This is a genomic window from Streptomyces sp. NPDC003034, from assembly GCF_053591375.1.
Genome location: NZ_JBSFTS010000021.1, coordinates 30,271 through 54,791, shown reverse-complemented (window position 1 = coordinate 54,791; position 24,521 = coordinate 30,271). Strand labels below are relative to the sequence as shown.

Sequence of the window (24,521 nt, the reverse complement as noted above, 5' to 3'; positions counted from 1 at the left end):
CGAAGGCGGCGTCGCTCGAAGCCCACTCTTGTCGGGGCATCCCCGCCGATGCGGGAAGCTGAGACGCGCCCCGCGTGCGTCCCGCGACCCAACGTGCTCCGAAATGGGCAGAGTCTGCTGCCCTATACCGTTGCCTCGTCACCCTTTCGTTCATGGAGGTCAGGTCACCTGTGTCACAGTCAGAAAAGACCGTGCTCACCCACATTCCGCCAGACGGGGTCGCCCCGGGGAACGGGTATAGCCATGTGGTTGTGGGCGAAGGCCGGCTGGTCGTCATATCCGGGCAGGTCGCACTTGACCACCAGGGAAATGTGGTCGGGAACGGCGACGCGGCCGCGCAGGCCCGTCAGGTCTTCGAGAACCTGCGGCGCTGCCTGGCGGCGGGCGGCGCCACCTTCGCCGAGGTCGCCAAGTTCACCTTCTACGTCACCGACGTCGCCATACTGCCGGAGGTACGGGCCGTCCGCGACGCCTACATCGACACCGCGCGTCCACCTGCCAGCACCGCAGTACAGGTGGCGGCCCTGTACCGGCCGGAGCTCATGCTGGAGGTAGAGGCCCTCGCCATAATGCCTGCTGATCGGAAAGCCTGAGGCCCGCCCGGCTGCGGCCGCCGTACGCAGGGCACGATCACCCGACGCCTGCTCGGTCCGCTGCTGCGCTCGCTGAACTCCCAGGAACCGTTCGCCGACTTCGCCGCCGGACGGCTGCCACCCGCCTGACATGACGGTGGCGCGACTGCGGTCCGGGAGTGTCCCTGTCGGGCCCAGGCCACTGCGGTGACGCGGGCGGGCAGATTCACGGGGCTGCAGTTCGCCGGAGACAGTACCGTCAGTTGTCCTCGGCGAGGATGCGATCGGCTACGTGGTGCGGGCAGGTAGGGGCGTGCCAGGTCACTGACAGGAACGGCCCAACAGAGCGGTCCTATAAGACCGCACGCCATCCGGCGGAAACCGGGAGCCCTACCCAGCGAGCCCACGCTGGCCAACCGGGGGAGGGTGTTCGACGGTTGTTCCCGTTCGGCTGAAGAACTCGATGACGCGTTGCCGTGCACCCTTCCACGTGTCAGATTTTTCTGACGCAATGCAGGATCGAAGGGGGCAGGATTATGCAGACAAGGCGAATTGGCACCATCCTGAGCGCGGCAGCGCTCACCATGCTGACCATTCCGGCGAACGCTCACGCTGCGGCAGTCGCTTGCGGCGGTGGTGTGTCGACCGGCCGGGTGGCCGTCAACGGCTGCATCAGCGCCGAACGGGGAAAGGAAGGCAAGGTCATCACTCGTGAGATCACGGCGCACGTCAAGCTGCGCAACACGGGGCCGAGGGCGGTGGACGTCTCCTACGAGGCGTTCTTCCGTGTCGTCTCCGGTGGTCACTGGGTGAAGCTTGGCAGCGGTCGCACCCATGTCCCGGCGGGTGGGACAGTGGGGCCCACGGAAGTGGGAAGCTCGACTCGGGTGTGCGGGCCTGTGAAGGTCGAGATTCGAGTACACGCCCGTGCCGCCGGGGCCGCCTGGAGCGGCTGGTCCACCGCCGGCACGGCGCAGTGCCAGACCTGAGCTCGACTCTGCCTGATCTTGGATGATCCGGCTCAGCTACCGCCAGCCGCCGGTCCTCGAACGCGCCGACTATGTCGGCGAGTGGTGGGCGACGGCGTCCGCCTGCAGCTCGGCGCGCAGGGCGAGGTGACGGCGAAGGGGCTGCCGGTCCACGATGGGTTCGAGGTCGTGGATCACTGTTCGGGGCCGGGACGTGGGCGCCCGAGGAGACGGAATACGGCAGCGGGGCGGGGGTAATCCCGCTCACGGGCTTCCTCCACGGATATCGGCCGCCAGGGCACGCGAGTCTGCGGATCCCACGCCTGCGCGTACCCCACCTCGACGACCATGCGGTGCGCATCCGAACGACCGGCGCGCCATCCTCGTCACACTGACCGAGGAAGGCCTGGCGGAGGCGCGCAGGCGGGGCCCCGCCGGGCTGGCCTCGGCCCAACGCCACATCCACAACGTGCTCACAGCCGACGAGGTGGCCGCGGTAACGGAGATCCTGCGAAAGCTCCGCGACGCCAACCAGTAGCTCCACTAGCCGGTCGGGAGAGGACCGGATGCGCCGGCTCGCACCTGATGGACCCCCGGCGCATCTCTCCCGCTGCGGCACCCGCCCTCGCCCGACGGGCTCACGATTCCTCGGCCACGGTGTCGCCGGAGGACGGCGCCGCCCTTCTTCTGCGGTACACCACCACCCCGCACACCGCGAGGAGGAGGACGAGCACGGCGGACACCCCGAGGGCCGTCCGCTCGGCGAAGAGCCTTCCCAGTACTTCAAGCACGCCGAGCCCCGCAGTCGCGTAGATCAGCGCCCAGGCCGCTCCGCCCACGAACAGGGCAGGGAGGTAGCGCGGCAAGGGCATGCGCATGCTGCCCGCGAGGAAGTTGGCGGCGGTCTGGAAACCGACGGTCAGGAAGGAGACGGCCACCACCGGCGCGCCCCACCGCTGGATCGCCAGCTCGGCGCGCCGGAGCTTCGCCAAGGAGATCCGCCCGGCGAACCTGCTGCGCCGGGCACCGGCGCCAGCGAGCCACCCGACGGCGAACGTCCCACCGGCGCGGAGCAGGACGATGACGTACAGGGCTCCGGCCGTCAGCGCTATCTTATCCACGACGACTCCCCCCGTGCGCCGGGCCGGAACCCGCGCCCCCCGTCATCCGCGACCGCACGAGCGTCCCGCCCCACCGGGCGCACGACGCGCACAAGCCTGGTCACCGTCTCTCACCTGCGCCCTGCCTCTGCCCGCTCCGTCCACTGGGTTGCCACCCGCGGCGCCGGAATCCGAACCTGCACGCCCGCACGCCAGGCAAGGTCAGCCTAACCGAATGCACATACGGCGGATACAGGGCGCCGGGCTACCGGAGGAACGACCGCCGCGGCCAGTCAGAAACGGGGCGGCCAGACGTCGTCACCGCAACACGTCGAGGTACTGGGCCGTGGACCGGTGCATCCTGGCCCGGGGGCGAACTGACGCAAGGCGGAGGGGCGCCCGTGCACTTCTGGGCGGGCGCCTCTCCGGGCCGCCGGATCCCCGCAGGCGGTGGGCAGGGCCCCGGTGAGCGCGAGCATATCTGAGAGCGCTCTCAAAAAGAGGTCGGGAGCGGGCCACAGTGCCCGCTCCCCGTCAAGACCGGAACGCATGACGGGGTCTCTTGTGGGTGTCAACTTCGGTAGGTGTCCCTTGTATTGACATCCCTCCCTTGTATTGACAGCCCTGTTTCAGGAGTTTTACGTTCCTGGGCATCTGAGAGCGCTCTCGGAGCGCTCTGCCGCCATCCATCCGAGGTGCCGACATGCCATCCCCCAGCACCCGACCAGCCCCACGAGCCCCAAGAGGCCCAAGAGCCGCACGTCCCGCCGCACTGGTCCTCGCCGCCGCCCTGGCCGCCCTCGGCCTCACCGCTGCCGGTGCCCCTTCGGCCGCGGCCGCCACCGTCCCCGTAGGAGCGGGCAGTTACTCCGACACCCGTCCCCCCGGGACCTCCGGCCCCACCACGAACACCGGCACGCCCGTCACCCCCAAGCTCACCCCCGCCGCCCAGGGCAAGCCGGTGCCCACCAACGACTGGTGGTCCTCGCTCGCTTTCCAGCGGTACGGCGACAACCCCTGGTCCACCCCCATGTACGGCCACCCCCTCACCTACCAGGCCACCGCCGCCGGCCTCGACATCGGCTACCCGACCACGCCGGCGATCGTCGGCGAGGGCAGGCAGTACGAGTTCGCCCACAAGCGCGACCTCACCCTCGGCCTGACCGGCCTGAACTCACCGGACACCAAGGCCGACGCCTGGTCCGACTGGACCGTCACCCCCTACTGGTCCGACGGCGCCCGGACCCTGCGCACGACCATCGGCCACGGCTCACCGTTCGTGTACGCCAAGGGCACCGGCGGCGACGCGCGGATCACCACCGCCACCGCCCCCACCGTCTTCGCCGACCAGGGCAACGTGCTGGGCATCACCGTCTCCGGCCACCACTACGCGCTCTTCGCCCCCACCGGCACCGACTGGACCGTCTCCGGCTCCACGCTGACGGCCGGGCTCGGCGGCAAGGACTACTTCTCGGTGGCGGTCCTGCCCTCCCCGGACGCGCTGGCCGCCTACCGCACGTACGCCTACAGCTTCGTCACCGGCTCCGAGGCCGCCTGGAGCTACACCGCAGGCACGGTCAAGGCCACGTACACGCTCACCACCCAGCCCCAGGAGGGCACCCAGACCGGTACGCTCCAGGCCCTCTACCGGCACCAGTGGCTGCACACCGCCGACGCGCTGACCCCGTACACCTACGTCTCACCGCGCGGCACGATGAAGGTCCGGGCATCCACCACCTTCACCACGAGCCAGCGGGCCGCCGCCGTACTGCCCGGGCTGCCGAAGTCGTCCGCCGTCGACACGGCCCGGCTGCGCGGCTACCTGAACGAGGCCGCGAACGCCGCCGACCCGTTCGCCGGCGCCACCGACACCTACTGGACCGGCAAGGCCCTCGGCCGCCTCGCCCAGCTCGTACCCCTGGCCGACCAGATCGGCGAGAGCGCCACCCGCGACAAGCTGCTCGGCCTGCTCAAGGGCCGGCTGCAGGACTGGTTCACGGTGGGCGGGGCGAACGAGTTCTCCTACGACCGGATGTGGAAGACGCTGACCGGCTATCCCGCCTCCTACGGCAGCGACACCGAGCTCAACGACCACCACTTCCACTACTCGTACTACGTCTACGCGGCCGCGGTCGTCGCCCAGTACGACCCCGCCTGGGCCGCCGACTCCGCATGGGGCGGCATGGTCAAGACCCTGGTGCGGGACGCCGCCAACCCCAGCCGCACCGACACCGCCTTCCCGTTCCTGCGCGGTTTCGACGTGTACGCCGGTCACAGCTGGGCCTCCGGCCACCAGGGCTTCGCCGCCGGGAACAACCAGGAGTCATCGTCGGAGTCCACCAACCTGAGCGCGGGCCTGATCCTGTGGGGCTCGGCCACCGGTGACACCGCGCTGCGGGACCTGGGGGTGTACCTGCTGACCACCGAGTCCGAGGCGATCGCCCAGTACTGGTTCGACGCCGGCCAGCAGGTCTTCCCGTCCTCCTTCGGGCACGACACCGCCGGCATGGTGTGGGGAAGCGGCGCCGCCTACGCCACCTGGTGGACCGCCAACCCCGAGGAGATCCACGGCATCAACGTCCTGCCGGTGGCCGGCGGTTCGCTTCACCTGGGCGGCGAGAAGGCGGCCGTCCGCCGCAACATCGCCGAGATGGAGCGCCAGAACGGCGGGCCGGCCGTCGAATGGCGCGACATCCTCTGGGAGTTCCAGTCACTCGCCGACCCCGCCGCCGCCAAGGCCAAGTGGGACGCCGGCCACGCCTCGTACACCCCGGAGGCGGGCGAGTCCAAGGCGCACACCTACCACTGGATCGCCACGATGGACGCGCTCGGCGCGCCCGAGGCGACCATCACCGGTGACATGGCGACCTCCGCCGTCTTCACCAAGGGCACGGTACGGACGTACGCGGCCCACAACCACGGATCCACCGCCCGCACCGTGACCTTCTCCGACGGCGCGAAGCTCACCGTCCCGGCGCGTTCGACGGCCACCAGCGCCGGCACCGGTACCGGGCCAGGGCCGGGGCCGGATCCGTCCACCGGCGACACCTTCCAGCTGCGCACCGGCGGCACCCTCACCACCGCCACGGGCGCGGCGCCCGGCAGCGACACCATCGCCTCGGCGGGCGGCGCCAACCACGACGGCGCCCCCCACCAGCCCCTGGTGTACGAGGCGAAGGGCGTCAACGGCACCCTGAAGGCGGGCGCCGCCACCGGCTTCCGCCTCCAGGTCGACGCGGGCACCGCGGTGGGCCTCGGCCAGCAGGCCCGCGTCAGCTACGACCTCACCGGTGACGGCACCTTCGAGCGGACGGAGACGTACCACTACTTCGCGACCGACCCGGTGGCCGGCTGGGAGGAGTACGGCCAGGCCCGCGGGTTGAAGTCGGCGACCGGCGCGCTGGGCGACCTGAAGGGCGGCAGCGTACGCCTGGAGGTGTGGCACGCCATCGGCAACGGCACGGCGAAGCTCCAGACCGGCACTGACCGGTCCGTGCTGGTCATCCCGTACGGCTGAGCCGCGTGGGGCGAAGACCTGCAGGGCTGAGACCCGTACGTCTGAGACCCGTACGGCTGACTCCCGTAGGGCTGAGATGCGTACGGCCGGGCCCCGTAGGGCTGGGCCTTACGGTTAGGCCGACGCCCGTCGTACGAGTTCCGTAGGGATGATCACCGAGCCCGGAGCGGTGCCCGTTCCGGGCTCGGCCCCCTGCGCGTTCAGTACGCGCATCAGCAGCCGGACCATCAGCCGGCCCATGCCCTCGATGTCCTGGCGGACGGTCGTCAGCGGCGGATCAGTGGTCTCCGCGATGGAGGTCATGTCGTCGAAGCCGACCAGTGCCACGTCCTCGGGCACCTTCAGCCCGCGCTCCCGCAGGACGCGCAGGGCGCCGACCGCCATCAGGTCGTTCGCGGCGAACACCGCGTCCAGGCCGGGCCGCTGGTCCAGCAGCTCCGCCATCGCGCGGGCCCCGCTGTCCTCGGTGAAGTCGCCCTGCGCGATCAGCCCGGGACCGGCGTCGAGGAGGACGTCGCGGTAGCCGTCGATCCGGTCCATCGCGGAGGTCTGGTCGGACGGGCCGGCGATGTGCGCGACGCTCTGCCGGCCGAGCGAGAGCAGGTGCCGCACTGCCTCCCGGGCGCCGCCGCGGTTGTCGGCGTCCACGTACGGCACGGCGAGGGCGCCGGCCGCGCCCGGCCAGCCGGGCCGCCCGCCGAACACCGCCGGCACCTGCGCCCGCCGGATGGTGGCGGGCAGCTCGTCGTGGTTGTGCACGGAGAAGGCGAGGGCGCCGTCGACATGGCCGCCGCCCAGGTACCGGCCGATCCGGTCGTAGTCGCCGGGGCCCTCCACCCACAGCAGCACCAGTTGGGAGTCGTGGGCGGTCAGTTCGCGACTGATGCCCCGCACCTGCTGCTTGAAGAACGGGTCGGAGAACACCCGGAACTCCGGCTCGGCGATGATCACCGCGACCGCGCCGTTGCGCCGGGTCACCAGGGTGCGGGCCGCGTGGTTGGGGACGTAGCCGAGCTCCTCGACCGCCCGGCGCACCTTGTCCACCAGGGCCTCGCGCACTCCGGCGCCGCCGTTCACGACGCGGGAGACCGTCGCCCGCGACACCCCGGCGCGGGCCGCGACGGCTTCCAGGGTGGGGCGGGAGCCGGGGGCCGGTTCGGGCGTGGGGGGCAAGGGTGCTCCTCGGCGGCGCGGTAAGACCTGGGTACAGGGGCAGGGTAGCCGGTCGGCCGATCTTATGAGAGCGCTCTCCGCGCCAACGGGTCGCCTGGCCGGCGGTCACTTCGACGTAGGCCCGGTGACCGGCCAGGGCCCATCAGCGGCTGCGCCCGCCCAGGCGTTTGACCCGCAGCGGCCGCTATGGGCGTCCGAGGAGTTGGCTGCCGGCCGTGTTGTCGGTGCGGGCGGTGATCCGCCACTCCCCCAGCGTTCGGCGCAGCAGTGAATGGGGCCGGGAAGGTCAGCGGTAACCAAGGGGAGTCTCCTCGAAGCACGTGCACAGGAATGAGCGGGGGACGACCGGAAGAGGGGTCATCGGGCCATCCGCCCAGCCCAGCGGCCCTGGCGGAATCCGGGAGCGGCCGGGTTGCTGAATTCACCCCTCCGGGACGACACGCCTCGGGGCCGCGGAGAGAGGTGATGCGGACCAAGTCGGTGCGTAGGCCACCCGGTTGTGTCGCGCCAGTGGCGGATGCGCAGGGTTGTTGAGGTGCCCTTTCGCTCTCCGCTCAAGGCTCGTATGGTCCGCTTCGGCGCGACGTGACGGTGTATCAGCCTGGGCAGGGGGACCGCACGAAGGCCTGGGTGATCAGGACCGTCTTGCGTCGGTGTGCCGGCGGAGCCCGTGTCGGCACGGCCACGGACTCGGCGCCGGCAGGTTGTTGGGCCTGCCGGGCACGCCAGTCACGGAGAGGCGCAGGGAGGCGCAGGGAGGCGCAGACTGCCATGGCCGTGCCCGGAGTTGGGGGCTGGGCGCCGGCTGCACCTGCCTCTGGCCGGCCGGGCTGGGAGCCGAGGTCGATTGTCAGTGGTGGGTGAGACGGTAGGAGCATCAAGTCGGAATGAGGGGGAGCTGGTCATGTCCGGAAGCCAGAACTACATCAATCACGTTGCTCTTGTGCTGGATGCCAGTTCGTCCATGTCGCACCTGAGCGGCAAGGTCGTCGAGGTCGCCGATCAGCAGATCGAGTATCTTGCCCGCCGCTCCAGGGAACTGGAGCAGGAAACGCGCGTCACGGTGTACGTCTTCGCGGACAAGGTGGAGTGCGTCATCTACGACAAGGACGTGCTGCGGATGCCGTCGCTGAAGCAGTTGTACCGGGTCGGTGGGATGACGGCTCTGCTGGCGGCCGCGCTGAAGTCACAGCGGGAGCTGGCGCAGACGGCTCAACTGTACGGAGACCACAGCTTCCTGACGTTCGTACTCACCGACGGGCAGGAGAACGCGAGTCATCGCTGCCCGGATGCCCCTGTCAGGGGTCCGCGTGAGCTGGTGAGGGCCGTGGCCGAGATGATAGAGACGCAGCAGGACAACTGGACGCTGGCCGTGCTCGTGCCGGACCAGATGGGCAAGCGCGAGGCCATGCAGTGCGGTTTCCCGAAGGAGAACATCGCCGTCTGGGACGCCACGAGCACGCGGGGTCTGGAGGAGGCCGGGCAGGTCATCCGGGAGGCCACCGAGAAGTTCATGGTGGGCCGTTCCCAGGGCATCCGGGGTTCGCGGGCGGTGTTCTCCACGGGCGCGGAGGTGGTGAACAAGGACGCCATCGAGGCGGCGGGGCTCGCCCCGGTGGATCCGTCGGAGTACCAGCTGATCCCGGTGGCTCGTGACGCGGCGATCCGGGACTGGGTCACCGAATGCGGGCACACCTACCGTACGGGTTGTGCGTTCTACCAGCTGAGCAAGTCGGAGAAGATCCAGGCACGCAAGCAGATCGCGGTGCTGGAGAAGAAGACGGACCGGGTCTACACGGGGCCCCAGGCCCGAGCCCTGCTCGGCCTGCCGGACGTGGAAGTGCGCGTCAAGCCCGACCACAACGACGACTTCACGATCTTCGTACAGAGCACGAGCGTGAACCGGAAGCTCGTGCCGCACACGCGGCTCCTGCTCATGGTCTGACGCCGTGGAGGATGGCCTGCGCGACAGCCCTTAGGGCCGCGGTGGGCGACGGGACGCCGCGGCCTGCTGCTTGAAGGTGGTGGCGAGGCCCATCCCTGCCAGTACCACCACCAGACACAGGCCGAAGGTGCCCTCGCCCATGTCGCCGACCGCGAGCAGCCTGACGATGAACGGCAGTGCGGCCAGGGCGGCGCCGCCGGTGAGCAGCCACGGCGGAAGAACGGTCTCTCCGGGCCTGTCGGGGTCGAAGTGGAACACCGCCTTCCAGACAGCGCCGGCGATCACCAGCGCGATGACCACGGCCGGGTACCACCATCCGCCGGCGGCGGAGTCGAGCACATCCCTTGCGTCCACCGAGCGCCTCCCCGTTATCGGCACCGAGGAGTCTAATCCGCCCGGTGGCAACTGGAGGAGGGATCCGGGTGATGGGCGGGATCCTTGGTCCCCAGCAGATGAGACCAGGCGCGCGAACCTCACCGCCGACGGCGGCTGGTGCGGCCCGGAGGGACCTGACAACGGGTCGAGCGCTCTGTGACGGACAGCTTGGCTCCGTACATGGGAAGGGCAGCACTTCGACACCGGTTCGGGAGGCACCGAGGTGTCGGGGCCGGAGCGAGATGTTCGCAAGTTCCGACAGCACCAGGCATTCCTAGCGGGCCAAGGGTGGCCGTCGCCCCGCTCCTCCAGGCCGTTCGCCTTCGCTGCGCTCGGGGCACTCCACCTGGGGCCAGGGACTGGCTCTGAAACTAGGCCAGGAGGTAATCGATCCTTGCCTTTGCCTTGGCGGCAGAGGTGTGTTTGGCCTCCGGGGCGCCGGGGCCAGATGCCGGCGCGACGACGGCGACAGCGGGTGTGGCGACGGCGGCTTCGGGTGCGGACTCCTCGAGTAGCCGCTCGATGTCCTGCTGCGCCACGAGACTGATCTCGGCTGCGGGTCCGGCGTCGCCGAAGCCCGGCTCCGTACGGTCGACCAGGTCGGCGCGCAGCATAATCCCGGCGAAGTGCCCGACGAACCCGAGCGCTTGACCCGCGTCCCCGCCGCCGTCTCCGTCCCTGCCTCGGTCCCTGCCGTTCCGCTCGCGTATGAACGCCCGGAAGCGGACCATCGCCTACCGCTGCACCTCGGCCAGCGGGGGGAGCATGCCGCGGCGGTAGAGCGCCTCGGCGCTGGGCGTGGTGATCGCCCCGCCCTTGATCGTCGGGTCCACTTCGGTGAGGCGCTCCAGTACGGCCACCCGCGCGCCTCCCAGTCGGAGCTCGCAGGCCAGCATCAGCCCGACCGGGCCGCCTCCGGCCACCACTACGTCATAGTCCATGTCACCCACTATGACCGAGGGTCAGAAGGGCCCTTTCACCGCCCTGACCAGCCATAACAGGCGCCTTGATGTCAAGGGCCGGCCGGATCGTCATCAGGCTCGGGGGGACAGTCGGTGGCAGTCGGTGGCAGCCAGCCGGTCTTGGCGGTTCCTCCGGGTTGGTGCTGCTCGGCAGGACGGTACGAGTCGGTGCCGGTCTCGCTGTCGGGCCGGTGAAGGCAAGGCGGCGGTCGACGATGGCCGAGCGGAGCCGAAGCGGCAGGGGCGGAAGCCGACTGCCCCAACGAGGCCTCGACTACGGCCCCAGCACATTCCGGCGTTCCTCCCCTGGAGTGGGCCGAACGCCACCCCGGCGCCTTCACCGTCGCCTTCACCATGCCGGTCCTGCGGCGCACAACCTCCGCCTTCCTCGTCCGACGGACCCTCGGAAAGACCGTCAACGACGCTGCGAATTCCGCGGACTCGGCATCGATGGAAAGGGCTTGGGCACACCCATCACCAGATGGTCCCGCCGTCAGGGCACCCCAGAGGCATACGAACAAGCCGCGGACGCGATCGCCGCAGACCTCGCCTCCTCACCACTGATCGACTACCGGCACCGGCGCACCCTTCTCACCGACTGGGCACTGCCACCAGACACATGGCACCAGATCGCCGACGAACTCAAGCGCCGGCCCAGCCCCCGCTACGTCTCCGAGGACCGCGCACGCCTCGCCGTCACGGCCTCCATCTGGACCCAAGTCACCTGCGGCGAAACCCCATTCGCACCACGACCAGTCGAAGCCCGAAACGACCCCGAACTCGACGCGGCATGGAGCCAGGACCGGTTCACCATCGGCCACTGGCTCCGGCAGAACAAGCAGCCTTACTACCAGCAGATGAAGCCGCTTCTTGACGCCTACGCCGCCCAGCTCACCCAAGCCGTCGACGCCGCCCGCTCAAGTCGCCAACTGTGGCTGAGCGCTGCAGTTGGCCAGTCCGGCTAACTGCAGCGCTCAGGTTCTGTCTGGCAGGGTTCCGTCCATGAATGATCATCTGATGGACTCGGACCTCGGCGCAGGCGTGGCGAGACGGCGGACGCCGCCACGTCCCGTGGACGTGGTGGGGTTGGTTCCAGGGCTCGCCGCGTGGGCGCGGGACACGGTGCGTCTGCACCCGAGGCAGGGTGCGCCGTCGTATACCGAGAGCTCCGTGGGCGGGCCGTTGCTGTGGCCGGCACACGAGGGATGGCCGGTATGTACGCAAATGCACAGCGGCTTCAGCGACGGCCTGCCGAGCAGCCCAAGGGTGCCGATGGTGCCGGTCGTGCAGGCCTTCCGCTCGGACCTGCCGCCCGGCGTGGTGCCATTTCCTGAGGGCGCGGATCTCTTGCAGGTGCTCTGGTGCCCGTTCACCCACGACTTTCCCGCATCACCGTGGCCTGCGGTGTTCTGGCGCGACTCCGCTGCGGTACAGGCAGTGCTCCCGGCGCCGCCAACGGATCCGGCTGCGGCCCGTCGGCATGTTCCGGCGCCGTGCGTGGTCCACCCGGAGCGGGTGACGGAATACCCGAGCTGGGATCTGCCGGAAGACCTGACCGACGAGTGGCGGGACGACTTCCGCCGCCTGCGGGAGGCGATACCACGGCAGGAGTCGATTCCGCTGCTGTCCTTCTCTGACTTCGCCGAGGCGCCGGGCATCAAGATCGGCGGGTATCCGTCCTGGTTCACAGGGGAGGGATGGGTGGACTGCGAGGGGTGCGGCCGCCGCATGGACCACCTGCTCACCGTGGCGAGCCGGGAATGCGACGGAGCCTCGTGGCGCATCTGGCTGCCCTCGGAGGACCGGGACGAGGACGGCGGTCGGGCAGTCCCTGTGGACCCCACCGGGCTTGACGTGGGCAGTGTGGGCTCGGTGTACATCTTCGAGTGCCGTGCCTGCCCGGAGCGCCCCGTCGCTCACTGGTACGACTCGGACTGACCGCCCTGAGCCCTCCCACACCACCACCGCCTCGCCGCCCGCGTTCCGGGGACCACGCACCACGGACTGCAGTGTTCGAGGGCCGCCAAGTGCGCGCGGGCCAACTAGCACGCTCAGGGGCCAACTGAAGCGCTCAGTCACACCCGTACCGGCCGGCCCGAATGCCCTGGCTGTTTCAGAAGTCGAAATCCATGTAGTCGATGTCGTTGATGGCGACATCGGTGAGACCTTGGGCGCGGCCTCCGCCGTCCTGGAAATACACGTCCTTGAAGCCTTCGGCGATGATCGCGCGCAGGTCGTGGTCGCTGGCGCCCGCCGCGCGGGCGTCGAAGAGCCGCTGTGCGTACGTCGGGGGGAGGTGGACGGTGAGGCGGCGCAGGCGGCCGTCGTCGGTCGTGCCGACCGGCGCGGTGTAGCCGAAGCGGGCTCGGGTCTCCACCGTGATCCCGCCCGAGGCCGCGGCCCGCTCGTGTCGGCGTTTGCGGACCCGGGGCTGCCAGCGGGACCGCACCGCCGCCTCGATCTTCGCCGTGATGTCGTTCGGCGGGTGCTTCCTGGCGCCGCGCCGGTAGCGGTTGACGGAGTCGGCGGTGATGCCCAGTTCCGCCGCGACGGCTTTCGCGCTGCCCAACTGCCTGAGCAGGTAGCCGATCTGGGCCTTGAGGGTCTTGGGGGGCTTGCGGGTGAACCCCTCCCGGTCGGCCCGCTCGATCGCGTCCTCGATATCCCCCACCGGTCAGCTCCCGTCCGGGAACGGGCCGTGGCCGTAGCGCTGGGGGATCAGGTGGGCGCCGGCGGACGGGGCGAGGTCCACGACCAGGCGCTCCCCCACACCGGAGGCGGTGGTGGAGTCGGGTGTGAGGCAGCCGAGGGTGCGCAGCTCACCGACCGCCTTGCGGAAGGCCTCGCGGCCCTCGGCGGCTGCGCGTTCGTCGCGGTTGAGGTGGACCAGTTCTGTGATCGTGGGTTCCTGCCCGGGGTTGTAGCCGGTGGCGAGTTCGGCCAGCACACCGCGGGCGCGCCAGGTCAGGCGCATGTCACGCATCGCCCGCGCGAACAGGGCCGGGTCGTGGACGGGCCCTGTGAGGGGGACGGGCCACCGCGGGGAGACGGTGGCGTCGGTGGTGTTCATCGAGTGGGGCTCCTTCGGTGATCTGTCCCGTACGGGCGGGCGGGCTGGGGGCAGGGGGGGTTACGGGGGGAGTTACTCGCCGTCATCGAGGACGGCGTCGCCGCCCTTGATGTGGCGGGCCGGGTTGAGGCCCTTCTCCATCAGGTCGACCGCCCAGGCCATCTCCTGGACGCCCTCCAGCTTGGCCAGGCCCGGGCTGGGGCCGAGGCGGAAGGCTCCGGGCTGTGGCTTGCCGGAGGCGGCGTACGGCAGGAAGTCCAGCGGGCTCGCGCCCGGCGAGGGGTAGACGACGCAGTCGGACAGTACGGCGAGCGGGTACAGGCCGGTCATCTTCGCCATGTTGCCCAGCTTTCGGTGCATGTTGACCCGGGCCTTGCTGATGACTGCGGCGCGGATGTCGGGGCGCCAGGTCGGGCGCTCCAGGGCCGGCCACCGCTCGCCGTCCTTGTACTTCTTGCCCTGCGGGCCCTCGCGGAGTTTGCCGATGCCGCCCTTCACGGTCGCCTTGATGGCGGCGAGGACGGCGGCCAGGGCAGGGTCGGCCTGCTTGTGCCGTTCCATCGCCGCCAGGAACTCCTGCTCGGTGAGGTCCTTGGTGACGCCCAGGTCGGCGAGGGTGTCGACGTACGCCGTTTTGAGGCGGTCGTGCCACGGGTCCAGATACGCCCCGGTCTCGCGCCGCAGGTAGGCCTCGATGGGGTGGACGTCGTAGCCGAGCTCCTGGGCGTAGGCGACGGTGTGCGTCTGGTACCAGCCCGGCCCTTCGGGGCGTACGCCGGTCGGCGTGAACGGCGAGGGCAGGCGAGGGTCGAGCTCGATGTGGGAGAGATCGACCAGCCAGGAGCCGGGGATCTTCGGGTTGAAGGTGGGGCGGTGGAAGTGGTCGGGGCCGGACAGGCCCACCGTCAGCCTCGCCGCGGCCGCGAGGAACGCGGTGTTGAGGTCCAGGCCGATCGCCCAGGGCAGCAGGCACTCCTGATCCGTCAGCAGGTCGACGTCGCGCACCCACTGGTACGCCTCCTCGTTGAGGAAGCCGCCGCTCCAGCCGGAGTTCACCACGACGGGGTGCTCGGGCCTGGCCTCCGGCGGAGCCGGGTCCATCGGCGCCGTCCCCAGACTGCCCGGGTTGTGGCCGGAGACCCAGTTCCCGGTGGTGGGGTCCTGTACAGCCCTCGTGGGCGGGCGCAGCGCGGTCATCAGCTCCAGCCCGGTTACGGCTGTTGAGCCGCGCGGGGTGATGACGCGCTGGGCGTAGACGCCGAGGACGCGGGCGATGTCGGCCGGCTCCATGTCCGTGACGCCCGGCCAGGAGCGCTCGTCGAGGGCGTCCCAGGAGAGGACGGCGAGCTGCACGCACTGCCGCTGCCCGGTCTGGGTGGGGCGGTAGACGCGGGCCCACGGGCCGAAGCCGCGCTGCGTGAGCTGCCACTTCGCCTTGGCGACCTGCCTGACCACCGGGTGGTCCTGCGGCAGACGCAGCGAGCGGCGCTGCTCGTGGCCCTCCAGGTGCTCCGGCAGACCCAGCCTCACGGCGGCGGACCCGGTGAGGACCATCAGCGGGTCGGAGTCCTTGCCGTTGCGGTTCAGCTTGGGCGCACCGAGGCCGGACTCACGCAGCGTCCACTCCACCAGCTCCGGGATGGTGGCGGCCGGGCAGTCCAGCACCATGCCGTCCATGGCGTACGCCTGTCCGTCGCCGTCCAGGACCGCGAGCGGGCCGTGCGGGAAGCGCGGGTCGGCCGCCGCCGGCTTCGCGGCCTTCCGCGCGGCGGCGGCCGGGCGGCGCGAGACCTCGGCAGGCCGGGCGGCGGGCTCGGGGGCGCGGCGGGGGGCGGCGGGGCGGGTGGCGGTGGGGGCGGGGGCCGTCTGCGGGATCAGCTGCGGGGCGGGTGCGGGGGGCGCGGCCGCGGGGGTGATGCGGGGGGCGGGGTACTTCGCCGCCCAGCCGTCCAGCAGCCGCCGGTAGGCCTCCAGCCGCGGCGGCTTGGGCTCCGAACGGCCGTTCTCCCAGTTCTTCACCGTCTGCGTCGTGGACTTGAGGGCCTGCGCGAGGCGGGCCTGGGTGATCCCGGCGGCCTCACGCAGCCGGGCCCGCTCAGCGGGGGGCGGCAGCTGCGGCTCCTCCTGCAACAGGGCGTCGACGGACGCGAACAGCTCTTCCTCAGATGCCATATCAGCTACCTCCACCCCGAACCCTAGCAACTCTTACCCCGGTGTTTAACCGGTTCTTTAACTCATTCGGACGGTGTTTCGGGGAGGTGCCGTGACGTCGGCCGGTAGTCCAACGCGTCCAGGTAGAGGGATAGCCGACCGGCGGCGTACAGCTGGGCCGTTCCGCGGGCCCTGAGGCCGCGCCGCCACTCTTCCATGGTCCTGGCGAGCGCTGTGAGGCTGCCGGCCTCGCGGAGTTGTCCGAGGACGGTGGCGATGGTGCCCAGGTCCTGGGCTCCTCGGCGCAGCAGGTGCGCCAGTTCAGCGTCGCGGACGTCCAGCCCCCGGTACTGGCGGTGCCCGGTGCGCGGATCACGTTGCGGGGTGAGGACCCCGGCGCGTTCCCAGGCCCGCAGGGTGGCCGGGTTGAGCCCGAGGTGGCGGGCGAGTTCACCGATGCTGTACGGCGCACGATGACTGACCGCCGCATCGGGGGTGGCGGCGTGGAGATGGGCCTGCGCCGCTTCGACGGTTGCGAGCGCGTCTCGGTCGCGAGCCAGGAGCGCGTGCCCGGCGTCGATGTGCTCCAGAGCCTCGTCCAGCCGGCCGCTGGTCACCGCCCGCATGATGCTCCGGCTCGTCGAGTAGCCGAAGGCGGGGACGAACGCCAGGTAGGCCGCGAGACCGGCGGCATGTGTGGCGGTGTAGTCCCGGTACCCGGTCGGGCCGCGGTGGGCGGGCGGGATGAGGCCGGCGTCCTCGTAGTTGCGAACCGCCTGCGTGGAGAGGCCATGCCGACGGGCCAGGTCCACGGGTCGCATGTGACCTCCGATTGAGGGTTCCGACGCCCGTGGTGGGAAAACCGGCCATAAAGTCTCCACCGGGCGTTCAAGAATACAATTCAGTGACATGGCAAAGAGCACACACACCGTGTCCGGCGACTTCGACCTGACGATGGACGAGCTGCGCGTCGTGGCACGTTACGTGGTCCGGCACGCCGAGGACGTCCTGGCGGTCTTCGAGCGTGCTGTTCCCGATGATCCGCGCCCCCGTGCGGCGATCGAGGCGGCCTGGGCGTTCATCGATGGCGCCAACAGGTCGAAGTCGCAGCGCGTCGCTTCCTTCGAAGCGCATCGGGCCGCCCGGTCCGCGCCCTGCGAAGCCGCGCGACTGGCCGCGCGATCCGCCGGTGACGCCGCGGCGGCCGCATACCTGCATCCCATCGCCCGGGCCGGCCAGGTCGGCCATATCCTGCGGGCCTCCGCGAGCGCCGCGCGCATCGGTCAGTTGGAGGCGGGCGGTGACCCAGCGGTGGTGGATGCCCTGCTGGAACGGTCGCGGCGGCGTGCGACACCGGTCCTCCTCGACGTGCTGCGCCGCTACCCGCCCGTGGCGAGCGGCAGCGATCATGTCGTCCGGCTGATGAGCACTCTGGATCGCTTGCTGCGTGAGGCGGCTGACCGGCCGGCAGAGGACAGCGCGGGGAGTCGCGCCAACGCGCCCAGCAGGGAACGCGACTCATGATCCTCCCGAAGGTCCGCGACCCTCGCTTCGTGACGATCCGCCGCGGTGGGATTCTCACCGATGACCATCACCGGCTCCTTGCTCTGTGGGCTGCCTCCTGCGCCGAGCACGTACTCCACCTCTTCGAGGCGGCCCGGCCCGGGGACCCGCGACCGCGCCAGGCGATCGAGCATGCGAGGGCCTGGGTGCGTGGTGAGGTCAAGATGATGCGGGCTCGCGCGGCGGGTGGCCATGCGATGGGCGCAGCCAGGGACTTGCGCGGCGCGGCACGGCATGCCGCGTACGCCGCCGGCCAGGCCGGGGCGGTCGCCCACGTCGCCGCGCACGAGCTCGGCGCGGCCGCCTACGCGATCAAGGCCGCACGTGCAGCGGCGCCGGAGGGCCGCGGGGAGGCCGCAGGGCGGATCGAGTGCCAGTGGCAGCGTGGGCAATTGCCGGAGGCGATCCGCGAGCTCGTCCTCGATGACCAGAGGTTGCGCAACGACATCTGCTGGTCGGTGTTCGACTGACTCCACCGCCCCCGGGCTGCGCCGGGCCAGTGCGCAGGCGCCGTGGGCCGGCGCGCTCCCCACCGCGGCCGTGTAGATTCGCCGATCATGGACACAACAACGCAGACGGCGGCGGAGGATGCGAAGACGGCGGCGGAGAAGCCCGGCTGGGGGGCGACCGCCCTGCTCTCCGGCGGTTTTTTCCTCAGCGTCCGCCTGGGTGGGACGGAGGGGTGGTGGACCGCGCTCTGGGTCCCCCTGCTGATCCTCACGCTCTGCGCGATGTACTACGAGTGGACCCTGCTGGTGCGCGCCCGCTTCCGGATGAGCCTGTGGGAATGGCCGACGATGATCACCTGCCACATCACCGTGCCCTTCGGTCTCGCCCTCGCGGTGGGGCTGATCCGTATCTGAGCGCTTCGGTCGGTGTGCCGAGACCTGTGGGGGAAAGTGGCAGTCGCGGCAGGCCGCCGGCGCGCTGGACGCGGGTCGGCTTGCGTCTTGCTCGCCGCGGTCCGCCAGGGGGCCGCTCAGCGCAGTACGGCCGCCAGCAGGTCCGCGCCCAGCGCCGTCAGGTCGGGCAGGTGAAGGGTGTAGCGGACGTAACGCCCGTGCCGTCGGGCGGTGAGGAGGCCCGCTCGGCGCAGGACGGCGAGGTGGCGGGAAACCTCCGGGGGTGAGAGTTCCCAGGCGTGGGCCGGTTCGCCGGTGGTGTGCGGGCCGCGGGCCAGGGTGCGCAGGAGGCGCAGGCGTACCGGATGTGCGAATGCCTCCAGCCGTAGGGTGACCGTTTCCAGCGGTACGGGCTCCGAGGGACTCGGCTCGGCCACGGTGACCGGCCGCCGGAGGCACAACCGCACGTCCGTGTTCGGATACGGCCGGCCCGGTCCCTCAGGCGCGGGGTGGTCCCGGCAGCAGGCTCCGGCAGGCCGTGCGGGCGCCGCGGTTCAGGAGGCGACCCGCGTCACGTCGGTGATCCGGCATGTGACGGGGTCGGTGACCTGCGTCAGGCTCTGGGCTCGGTCGCGGGCGACTTGGCCGGGTGCCAGGTGGGTGACGGCGGTGTGGGCTTCGGTGAGGCGCTCGCCCGACGGCCCCACGAATTCCACGCTGACGACGTAGTCGCTCGGCTTGCTGCTGCGGTTGGTGACGTCGAGGTCGGCGTGGGGCCACTTCGTACCGGCGTCCACCTCGCAGGCAGTGATCTTCACATCCCCCACCGGCCCGTGAGGGTCGTCCCGGCTGGGGTCCTCCACCGTGGCCACGAACGCGATGACGAGGATGACGGCGATGACGGCGAGGAGTGCAATGCCTCCCAGGACCAGCGTGACGATCAAGCACGTCCGTGACTTCCTCGGCGGCTGCGGCGGCTGCGGCGGCTGCGGCGGCTGCGGCGGCCGGGCTCCCCAGCCCCCACCGGAGGAAGGGGGCTGTTGACCAGGCGGGATCACCATGACTGTCTCACCTCTGTCGAACGACTACCTCCACGGTGCTCCCGGACCGCGGCTCCGGCACGTGGAGGCGCACGCCACGCCGTGGTCGCCATCGCGCCGACGGTGGCTGTCCGCGGCGAGCCGGACCCGCGGTGGCTCTTTGACCGCCGGGCCGCGCCGCCGACCCGTTGAGGTGACGCATTCCTCCCGAATCGGGCAAAGTTTCAAATCGCCATCAAGTCACCGATTCAGCCTCAAAGGCTTTATCGCTATCTTTCTGCTGCATATCCGACTTGATGGTGCGTCAATCACATGAGCGCGTGCATAATCATGCCCGGGTCGCCACCGGAAGCAAGCATTCCGCATATGCGGTGAACCAACTTTCCGTAGCTGCACCGGCCTCACCTGCTCGGCGGAATTCGCCGCTGGACCGACCCTCAAGGCGCGCAGATGTCCCTCCCCCGCAGCATCCGTCTCGCTGCCCTGCTCACCGTGCTCTGCGCCGGCACCGGCGGGGTGATAGCCGCGGCCCACGGCCACGGGACGGTGCGGCCGGACAGCGCGCCGGGCAGGACCGCCGCCCGGGCGAGCGTGAGCGAGGTTTCCGTGGTGCATGTCGTCGCACACCCGGACGACGACCTCTTCTTCATGAACCCGGACCTGAGCCGCTCCATACGGGCGGGAATCAAGGTGACCACCGCCTACCTCACCTCCGGTGAGTCCGACGGCCGCAACGAGGCCCACGGCCGGCACGTGCAGGATCCCGTGCGGCCCGCCGACCGCGCCGCGTACGCGGAGGCCCGGCAGAACGGCATCCGGGGCGCCTACGCGCAGATGGCCACCGGGGACCGTACGAGCCCTTGGGAGCGCACGTCCATACCCACCGCCGGCGGCGGGTTCGCGGAGGTGGACGTCCTGGTGGCCCAGCCGCGGATCAACCTGGTGTGGCTGCAGCTGCGCGAGGCACGCAGCATCGACGGCGAGAACCCGGACAGCCTGCGCGGTCTGTGGGACGGCAAGAGCGCCGCCCTGGGAGCTCAACTCACCTCGGGGACGCCGGTGGAGCAGTCGTTCTCCTACACCAGGGAGCAGGTCGTACGCACCGTCGCGGGTGTGCTGGAGCGGTACGAGCCGACCACGATACGGGTGCAGGACCCGACGCCCGGCAGGTGGGAAGAGGGCGGCGCGCTGATCGACCACCAGGACCACATGTACGGCGCCCGCTTCATACAGGCGGCCACCGAGCACTACGCGAAGTCGGCGGACCGGCCGCACTTCTCGGTCCAGAACTACAGCGGCTACCTCAACACCTCCCTGCCCTCGACGCTCGACCCGCAGACGGCCGAGGAGAAGCTCGGCTACCTCAAGACCTACGCCTGGTCGGACCATCAGGAGTGGTGCGGCAGCCCCGCGGGCTGCGGGGACCGCAAGACGGCCGCCCGGCCCGCCGGTTACGGCTGGAGCCAGAGCATCCGCTACAGCCGCGGTGACAGCACCGCGTGGATGGCCGAAGGCGCCGCGGGACGGCTGTGGGCGTTCGCGGTCCTGGACGGGCGGATGGCGTACTGGTCGCGCAGCGGCCCGGGGGCGCACTGGCAGGGGCCCGAGCTGCTGCCCGGCACCGGCATGGACCAGGGGGCTGCGGCGGTCCGGCTGGCCGACGGCAGGATCGCGGTGTTCGGCACGCGCACCACGTTGGGCGCCGGGCCGCAGGACTACGGCCGTGACATCGTGTACGCCGTCCAGGCCGCACCCAACGGCGCGTTCGGCCCGTGGCAGACACTCGGCACCCCCGAGGCAACGGACGCGGCGGGTACCTCGGCGATCAGCGGGCCTGCGGTCGCGGTGGACCGGGCGGGCCGGATGACGGTGTACGTGCGCGATGCGAAGCGCACGCTGCGCGCCCGCGCGCAGTCAGTGCCGGACGGCCCGTTCGGCGCCTGGCAGGCATGGGGCGGGGCCGATCTTCAGGGTGAGCCCGTGACTGCGACGGATGCGGCGGGCAGGCGCCACCTGTACGCGGCCACCGGCAAGAGCGTGCTGGCCTGGATCCAGCAGACCCCGGACGCTCCCCTCAAGGGCCCCCTGCCCACCGGGCTGCCGCCGACCACGGTCCCGCTGTCGGTGTCCCCTGACGGTGAAGGGGTACGGCTGTTCTTCCGCGGCCCCGGCTCGGGTGTGGTCCGTACGGCCCTGGCCACCGCGGGCAGGGCGGGCCTGGACCTCTCCCCCGTCACCGAAGCCGGCGGCAGGGCCGGCTACGGCGCGGTGAGCGCCGCGGGCCGGCTGCTCACAGGCCGCGCGAGCGCGGGCACGATCAGCACGGCCGGCACGGCCGGCGCGGCCGATCCGGCGAGCAGCGCGGGCAGGACGGCCAGTTCGGCGGGGATGTTCGGTGCGGCGGTTACGGGCGGGCCGCCGGTCTGGGAGGAGTCCCGGATGCTGTACACGGGCGCCCCGGCGGGCTTGGTGGAGAGGGGCGGCCCGGCCTCGATGGCGGTCCTCGGTCTGGACGCCGAGCTGCACATCACCACGAGCCCGCCGGTCACCTCGCGGCCCGACGCCCCTCGCCCGCCTTCCCTCTGGCACCGCGCGCTCCGCCCCTGACGGCCATCAGCGGCTGGTGTCCTTCGGCGCCCTACGGCGGGTGCGTAGCGCGCTTGCGGCTGCCACCAGCAGCACGAGGGCGGCGCCGGCCGCGCTGGCTGCCAGGCCGAGCCGCAGGCCCGGGGGGCGGAAGGCGCACCGCAGCGTGGTGGCGCCCTCGCCCAGGTCGACGGCGATCAGGCCGCCGAGTGTGCGGGGGGTGGTGGCCCGGGCCCCGTCGGCCGCGCACTGCCAGCCGGAGGTGGCGGGTACGGAGAGGACTGCGGTTCCCCTGGTCCGGGAGGTGAAAACGGCTTCGATCGCATGTCCGCCCGCGCGGAGCCGCTGCGGTCCGGTGGAGCGCAGGTGGCTGACGGCGCGGTCGAGCGAGGCCCGGTCCAGGCAGCCCAGGGGGCTTGGGGGCAGGTATTGCCCGCGTCCCGAGAGGGCCGTCACCGCGATCGTCCCGTTCGCCGGTACCTTCCCCAGATCGATCAGGCCATGGGCCGTCATGCTGTGGCGGCCGAAGCTCTTGACCGTCCGGCCTTGTGCCTCGACCCGGCCGAAGAACCACGGTGCGTACCAGTACGCCTCGGTGCCCGGTGTGCAGTGCGCGGTGAAGGTCCGGCCGAAGCTCCCTCCCGGGTCCGCGACCAGCGCCCAGCCACGTCCGGGGACGGGCTCCGGGGCGGGTGCGGGGCCGGGCTCACGGCCAGGGCCGGGGCCGGGGGGAGGGCTCGGTGAGGGGCGGAGGCGGGGTACCTCGTACACGCGTGCGCCGAGGACTCGTTCCTGGCGGGCGAAGACGGTGGCGTCCGCGGCGAGGTGGTCGAGGACCGTGCCGGCAGGCCGGACGGTGACGATCGGTGGTGCGGGCACCGTGCGCTGCCTGAGGCCGCGCGGGCCGGTGCTCCGGTCGAGATAACTGCTGATTCCCATGATCGCCCGGCTGACCGGGTCGGTGAAGCTCAGCGTGTGCCGGCCTTGGATGTACCAGCCCGCGCCGAGCCGCTGCAATGCTCCCGCCGTGCGGGCGGGCAAGTAGCTGCTGTAGTACGAACCTCCTTGGCCGGCAAGCAGCATGGGATCGTTGTTGGCGTACTCGTGGGGCCCGGGGTCCGTGCGCGTGGCCGGCCAGTCGTCGGCCGCCTTGAGGAGTTCGTACGTGGCCAGGGACTCGCTGTCGTAGGTGCGCTTGGGCCTCCACCAGTCGGAGCCGTCCCGGATGACCGTGGTGTTGAAGACGGTGTAGGCGGAGGCGAGAAAGACCGTTCCGGCCAGGGCGCCCGTCAGCACCGCGCGCGACCCGCGATGTCCCCGGTACCGGTCCAGCGCCAGCAGCAGGGCCAGGGGGACGAGGCCGGCGGCCGTCAGCAGCCACGGGCCGCGGCTCATGTGCGGGCTGCCCCGGACCAGCAGGACCAGGAGGAGCACGGTGCCCGCTCCGCACAGCAGTTCCCTGCGGCCGGGCTCACGGGCGAGCGCCAGCCAGGCAACGGATACCAGGACGGCGGTCAGGGCGATGGAGGCGCGGTAGGGGCTTCCGTTCGGCATCGCCTGTCCGTGCCAGAGCAGGATCGTGGGCACCCAGACGAAGGAACCTGCCATCACAGCGATGAGGAAGAGCCAGCAGAAACGTTCCTTCATGGGTACCCGGCGGATGAAGGGCAAAGTGGCGATGAGCAGCAGGGGCAGCATGCCCACGGAGATGCGCGGCCCCTCGGACAGCCCTCCGGGCAGCAGCTGCGCCAGGTAGTTGGTGACGCGGGGTGGTCCTGCGTAGAGCGCCGCCGGCGCCGGCTGCGCTGCGCGGCTCGCCCTGAGGCTGACGGTGAGGACCGGCGCGGCGAGGAGGATGCCTGCCAGGGTCATGGAGGCGGCGCGCAGCAAGCTGTTCAGCCGCTCCCGGCCCGCCCGGGCGTCGAGGAGCAGACGCACGAGCAGTACCAGGGCCATGCCCAGGGTGGCCATCGCCGCGGTGTAGAAGTTGCCTGCCCAGGAGAGGGCGACCAGCAGGGTGCCGGCGACCCAGCGCCGCCGATGCAGGCACCAGTCGTAGGCGATGCCCAGGAGCGGGAGCGCCACCAGACCCCACATCCACATGGGGTCCGCGAAGCCGTCGGAGATGGTCCAGGCGCTCAGGCCGAAACAGACGGAGAGAAGGGCTCGCAGCCATGGGGAGCCCGGGTGCAGCCGGCCCAGGAAGAGGGTCATCAGGGCGGAGGCAAGGCCGATGCTGAACAGGGTGACCAGGAAGACCGGGAATTCCACGAGGTGGCGTGGGAAGCCCCCGACGAGCCAGGAGAACGGGTTCATCAGGTAGGTGAAGAAGTCACCCAGGAACGGCGTGCCGTATCCGCTTGACCAGTTGAAGTACAGATCGCCGGTCGTGTTGCCGTGCATCAGGTCCCACAAGTGGGCGTGGAACGGCACGAGCTGGTTGCCGAGATCGTTGACCGCACGCGAGCGAGCACCGAAAGGGTAAGTGCCGTGCACGGCCATCGCGAGGCAGTAGGCGCCCATGGACAGGAGGGCCGCGCACCAGGCGGCCAGGGCCTGATCGGTGCGGGGGCGGAATGCGGAAAGGGCCTTTGGTGAGGAGGACGCCATCTCGTCGGTATCCCGCTGCTAAGGGTGCCGCCCGGCGTATTCGCTGT

Annotated in this window: 21 protein-coding genes and 1 pseudogene; 10 read left to right on the top strand and 12 right to left on the bottom strand. The window is 71.0% G+C overall.

The genetic code is table 11. The features are described 5' to 3' along the window. Positions 1–152 precede the first annotated feature (152 nt). Both ACWDX7_RS20710 and ACWDX7_RS20705 read left to right on the top strand, forming a co-directional pair. Positions 153–593 (top strand): RidA family protein, encoded by a 441-nt coding sequence (locus tag ACWDX7_RS20710; RefSeq protein ID WP_451491749.1) that lies wholly within the window; start codon positions 153–155, stop codon positions 591–593. Between the two features lie 515 nt (positions 594–1,108). Beyond that, complete coding sequence (locus ACWDX7_RS20705; protein ID WP_451491750.1) at positions 1,109–1,561, top strand: hypothetical protein; 453 nt, start codon at positions 1,109–1,111, stop codon at positions 1,559–1,561. Between the two features lie 617 nt (positions 1,562–2,178). On the opposite strand, the gene ACWDX7_RS20700 is transcribed toward ACWDX7_RS20705, so the two are convergent. Next, positions 2,179–2,661 carry a DedA family protein gene (locus ACWDX7_RS20700; protein WP_451491751.1) on the bottom strand — a complete coding sequence of 161 codons (483 nt, stop codon included), beginning with the start codon at positions 2,659–2,661 and terminating at the stop codon, positions 2,179–2,181. A gap of 682 nt (positions 2,662–3,343) precedes the next feature. On the opposite strand from ACWDX7_RS20700, the gene ACWDX7_RS20695 reads away from it, so the two are divergent. Continuing rightward, a complete protein-coding gene (locus ACWDX7_RS20695; protein ID WP_451491752.1) occupies positions 3,344–6,157 on the top strand; it encodes a glycosyl hydrolase in 2,814 nt (937 codons plus the stop codon). 114 nt (positions 6,158–6,271) lie between these two features. Here ACWDX7_RS20695 and ACWDX7_RS20690 read toward each other — a convergent pair whose 3' ends face one another. Then, positions 6,272–7,330 carry a LacI family DNA-binding transcriptional regulator gene (locus ACWDX7_RS20690; RefSeq protein ID WP_451491753.1) on the bottom strand — a complete coding sequence of 353 codons (1,059 nt, stop codon included), beginning with the start codon at positions 7,328–7,330 and terminating at the stop codon, positions 6,272–6,274. Positions 7,331–8,234: 904 nt separating this feature from the next. Here ACWDX7_RS20690 and ACWDX7_RS20685 point away from each other — a divergent pair. Then, positions 8,235–9,275 (top strand): vWA domain-containing protein, encoded by a 1,041-nt coding sequence (locus ACWDX7_RS20685; RefSeq protein ID WP_451491754.1) that lies wholly within the window; start codon positions 8,235–8,237, stop codon positions 9,273–9,275. 30 nt (positions 9,276–9,305) lie between these two features. On the opposite strand, the gene ACWDX7_RS20680 is transcribed toward ACWDX7_RS20685, so the two are convergent. From ACWDX7_RS20680 to ACWDX7_RS20670, 3 genes are all read right to left on the bottom strand, one after another. Further along, on the bottom strand, positions 9,306–9,629 hold the full coding sequence (locus ACWDX7_RS20680) for a hypothetical protein (RefSeq protein ID WP_451491755.1): 324 nt from the start codon (positions 9,627–9,629) through the stop codon (positions 9,306–9,308). A 392-nt stretch (positions 9,630–10,021) separates the two neighbouring features. Continuing rightward, on the bottom strand, positions 10,022–10,264 hold the full coding sequence (locus ACWDX7_RS20675) for a hypothetical protein (RefSeq protein WP_451491756.1): 243 nt from the start codon (positions 10,262–10,264) through the stop codon (positions 10,022–10,024). 120 nt (positions 10,265–10,384) lie between these two features. Further along, complete coding sequence (locus tag ACWDX7_RS20670) at positions 10,385–10,591, bottom strand: FAD-dependent monooxygenase (RefSeq protein ID WP_451491757.1); 207 nt, start codon at positions 10,589–10,591, stop codon at positions 10,385–10,387. A 482-nt stretch (positions 10,592–11,073) separates the two neighbouring features. Here ACWDX7_RS20670 and ACWDX7_RS20665 point away from each other — a divergent pair, with 482 nt between their 5' ends. Beyond that, positions 11,074–11,577: a hypothetical protein gene (locus ACWDX7_RS20665; RefSeq protein ID WP_451491758.1), complete on the top strand. Its 504-nt coding sequence runs from the start codon at positions 11,074–11,076 to the stop codon at positions 11,575–11,577. A gap of 37 nt (positions 11,578–11,614) precedes the next feature. Beyond that, positions 11,615–12,550, top strand: a complete 936-nt coding sequence (locus tag ACWDX7_RS20660) for a DUF1963 domain-containing protein (RefSeq protein ID WP_451491759.1) — start codon at positions 11,615–11,617, stop codon at positions 12,548–12,550. A gap of 175 nt (positions 12,551–12,725) precedes the next feature. Here ACWDX7_RS20660 and tpg read toward each other — a convergent pair whose 3' ends face one another. The 4 genes from tpg to ACWDX7_RS20640 form a co-directional block, all read right to left on the bottom strand. Further along, on the bottom strand, positions 12,726–13,283 hold the full coding sequence (gene tpg / locus ACWDX7_RS20655) for a telomere-protecting terminal protein Tpg (protein WP_451491760.1): 558 nt from the start codon (positions 13,281–13,283) through the stop codon (positions 12,726–12,728). Positions 13,284–13,286: 3 nt separating this feature from the next. Then, entirely contained in the window at positions 13,287–13,682 is a 396-nt protein-coding gene (locus tag ACWDX7_RS20650; protein WP_451491761.1) for a hypothetical protein, read from the bottom strand. A 72-nt stretch (positions 13,683–13,754) separates the two neighbouring features. Continuing rightward, positions 13,755–15,854 carry a telomere-associated protein Tap gene (gene tap / locus ACWDX7_RS20645; RefSeq protein ID WP_451491762.1) on the bottom strand — a complete coding sequence of 700 codons (2,100 nt, stop codon included), beginning with the start codon at positions 15,852–15,854 and terminating at the stop codon, positions 13,755–13,757. Positions 15,855–15,916: 62 nt separating this feature from the next. Continuing rightward, complete coding sequence (locus ACWDX7_RS20640) at positions 15,917–16,654, bottom strand: MerR family DNA-binding transcriptional regulator (protein ID WP_451491763.1); 738 nt, start codon at positions 16,652–16,654, stop codon at positions 15,917–15,919. Positions 16,655–16,742: 88 nt separating this feature from the next. On the opposite strand from ACWDX7_RS20640, the gene ACWDX7_RS20635 reads away from it, so the two are divergent. The 3 genes from ACWDX7_RS20635 to ACWDX7_RS20625 all read left to right on the top strand — a co-directional run bounded on the left by ACWDX7_RS20635 (position 16,743) and on the right by ACWDX7_RS20625 (position 18,259). Further along, complete coding sequence (locus ACWDX7_RS20635; protein WP_451491764.1) at positions 16,743–17,357, top strand: putative immunity protein; 615 nt, start codon at positions 16,743–16,745, stop codon at positions 17,355–17,357. Further along, positions 17,354–17,866 (top strand): putative immunity protein, encoded by a 513-nt coding sequence (locus ACWDX7_RS20630; RefSeq protein ID WP_451491765.1) that lies wholly within the window; start codon positions 17,354–17,356, stop codon positions 17,864–17,866. Before ACWDX7_RS20635 ends, ACWDX7_RS20630 begins: the two co-directional genes overlap by 4 nt. A gap of 87 nt (positions 17,867–17,953) precedes the next feature. Beyond that, complete coding sequence (locus ACWDX7_RS20625; protein ID WP_451491766.1) at positions 17,954–18,259, top strand: hypothetical protein; 306 nt, start codon at positions 17,954–17,956, stop codon at positions 18,257–18,259. Positions 18,260–18,375: 116 nt separating this feature from the next. On the opposite strand, the pseudogene ACWDX7_RS20620 reads toward ACWDX7_RS20625, so the two are convergent. Together ACWDX7_RS20620 and ACWDX7_RS20615 are read right to left on the bottom strand one after the other, a co-directional pair. Further along, positions 18,376–18,675, bottom strand: a pseudogene (locus ACWDX7_RS20620) (ArsR/SmtB family transcription factor); the annotation flags it as partial. A gap of 117 nt (positions 18,676–18,792) precedes the next feature. After that, a complete protein-coding gene (locus tag ACWDX7_RS20615) occupies positions 18,793–19,182 on the bottom strand; it encodes a hypothetical protein (RefSeq protein ID WP_451491767.1) in 390 nt (129 codons plus the stop codon). A 546-nt stretch (positions 19,183–19,728) separates the two neighbouring features. On the opposite strand from ACWDX7_RS20615, the gene ACWDX7_RS20610 reads away from it, so the two are divergent. Then, complete coding sequence (locus ACWDX7_RS20610; RefSeq protein ID WP_451491768.1) at positions 19,729–21,885, top strand: PIG-L family deacetylase; 2,157 nt, start codon at positions 19,729–19,731, stop codon at positions 21,883–21,885. 6 nt (positions 21,886–21,891) lie between these two features. Here ACWDX7_RS20610 and ACWDX7_RS20605 read toward each other — a convergent pair whose 3' ends face one another. Beyond that, positions 21,892–24,474: a YfhO family protein gene (locus ACWDX7_RS20605; protein WP_451491769.1), complete on the bottom strand. Its 2,583-nt coding sequence runs from the start codon at positions 24,472–24,474 to the stop codon at positions 21,892–21,894. Positions 24,475–24,521 lie beyond the last annotated feature (47 nt).

What these genes read in the sequence shown, in the direction of transcription:
- ACWDX7_RS20710 (WP_451491749.1), top strand. Translation starts at nt 153, where the DNA reads ATGGAGGTCAGGTCACCTGTGTCACAGTCAGAAAAGACCGTGCTCACC.
- ACWDX7_RS20705 (WP_451491750.1), top strand. Translation starts at nt 1,109, where the DNA reads ATGCAGACAAGGCGAATTGGCACCATCCTGAGCGCGGCAGCGCTCACC.
- ACWDX7_RS20695 (WP_451491752.1), top strand. Translation starts at nt 3,344, where the DNA reads ATGCCATCCCCCAGCACCCGACCAGCCCCACGAGCCCCAAGAGGCCCA.
- ACWDX7_RS20685 (WP_451491754.1), top strand. Translation starts at nt 8,235, where the DNA reads ATGTCCGGAAGCCAGAACTACATCAATCACGTTGCTCTTGTGCTGGAT.
- ACWDX7_RS20675 (WP_451491756.1), bottom strand. Translation starts at nt 10,264, where the DNA reads ATGCTGCGCGCCGACCTGGTCGACCGTACGGAGCCGGGCTTCGGCGAC.
- ACWDX7_RS20670 (WP_451491757.1), bottom strand. Translation starts at nt 10,591, where the DNA reads ATGGACTATGACGTAGTGGTGGCCGGAGGCGGCCCGGTCGGGCTGATG.
- ACWDX7_RS20660 (WP_451491759.1), top strand. Translation starts at nt 11,615, where the DNA reads ATGAATGATCATCTGATGGACTCGGACCTCGGCGCAGGCGTGGCGAGA.
- ACWDX7_RS20650 (WP_451491761.1), bottom strand. Translation starts at nt 13,682, where the DNA reads ATGAACACCACCGACGCCACCGTCTCCCCGCGGTGGCCCGTCCCCCTC.
- tap (WP_451491762.1), bottom strand. Translation starts at nt 15,854, where the DNA reads ATGGCATCTGAGGAAGAGCTGTTCGCGTCCGTCGACGCCCTGTTGCAG.
- ACWDX7_RS20640 (WP_451491763.1), bottom strand. Translation starts at nt 16,654, where the DNA reads ATGCGACCCGTGGACCTGGCCCGTCGGCATGGCCTCTCCACGCAGGCG.
- ACWDX7_RS20635 (WP_451491764.1), top strand. Translation starts at nt 16,743, where the DNA reads ATGGCAAAGAGCACACACACCGTGTCCGGCGACTTCGACCTGACGATG.
- ACWDX7_RS20630 (WP_451491765.1), top strand. Translation starts at nt 17,354, where the DNA reads ATGATCCTCCCGAAGGTCCGCGACCCTCGCTTCGTGACGATCCGCCGC.
- ACWDX7_RS20625 (WP_451491766.1), top strand. Translation starts at nt 17,954, where the DNA reads ATGGACACAACAACGCAGACGGCGGCGGAGGATGCGAAGACGGCGGCG.
- ACWDX7_RS20610 (WP_451491768.1), top strand. Translation starts at nt 19,729, where the DNA reads ATGTCCCTCCCCCGCAGCATCCGTCTCGCTGCCCTGCTCACCGTGCTC.
- ACWDX7_RS20605 (WP_451491769.1), bottom strand. Translation starts at nt 24,474, where the DNA reads ATGGCGTCCTCCTCACCAAAGGCCCTTTCCGCATTCCGCCCCCGCACC.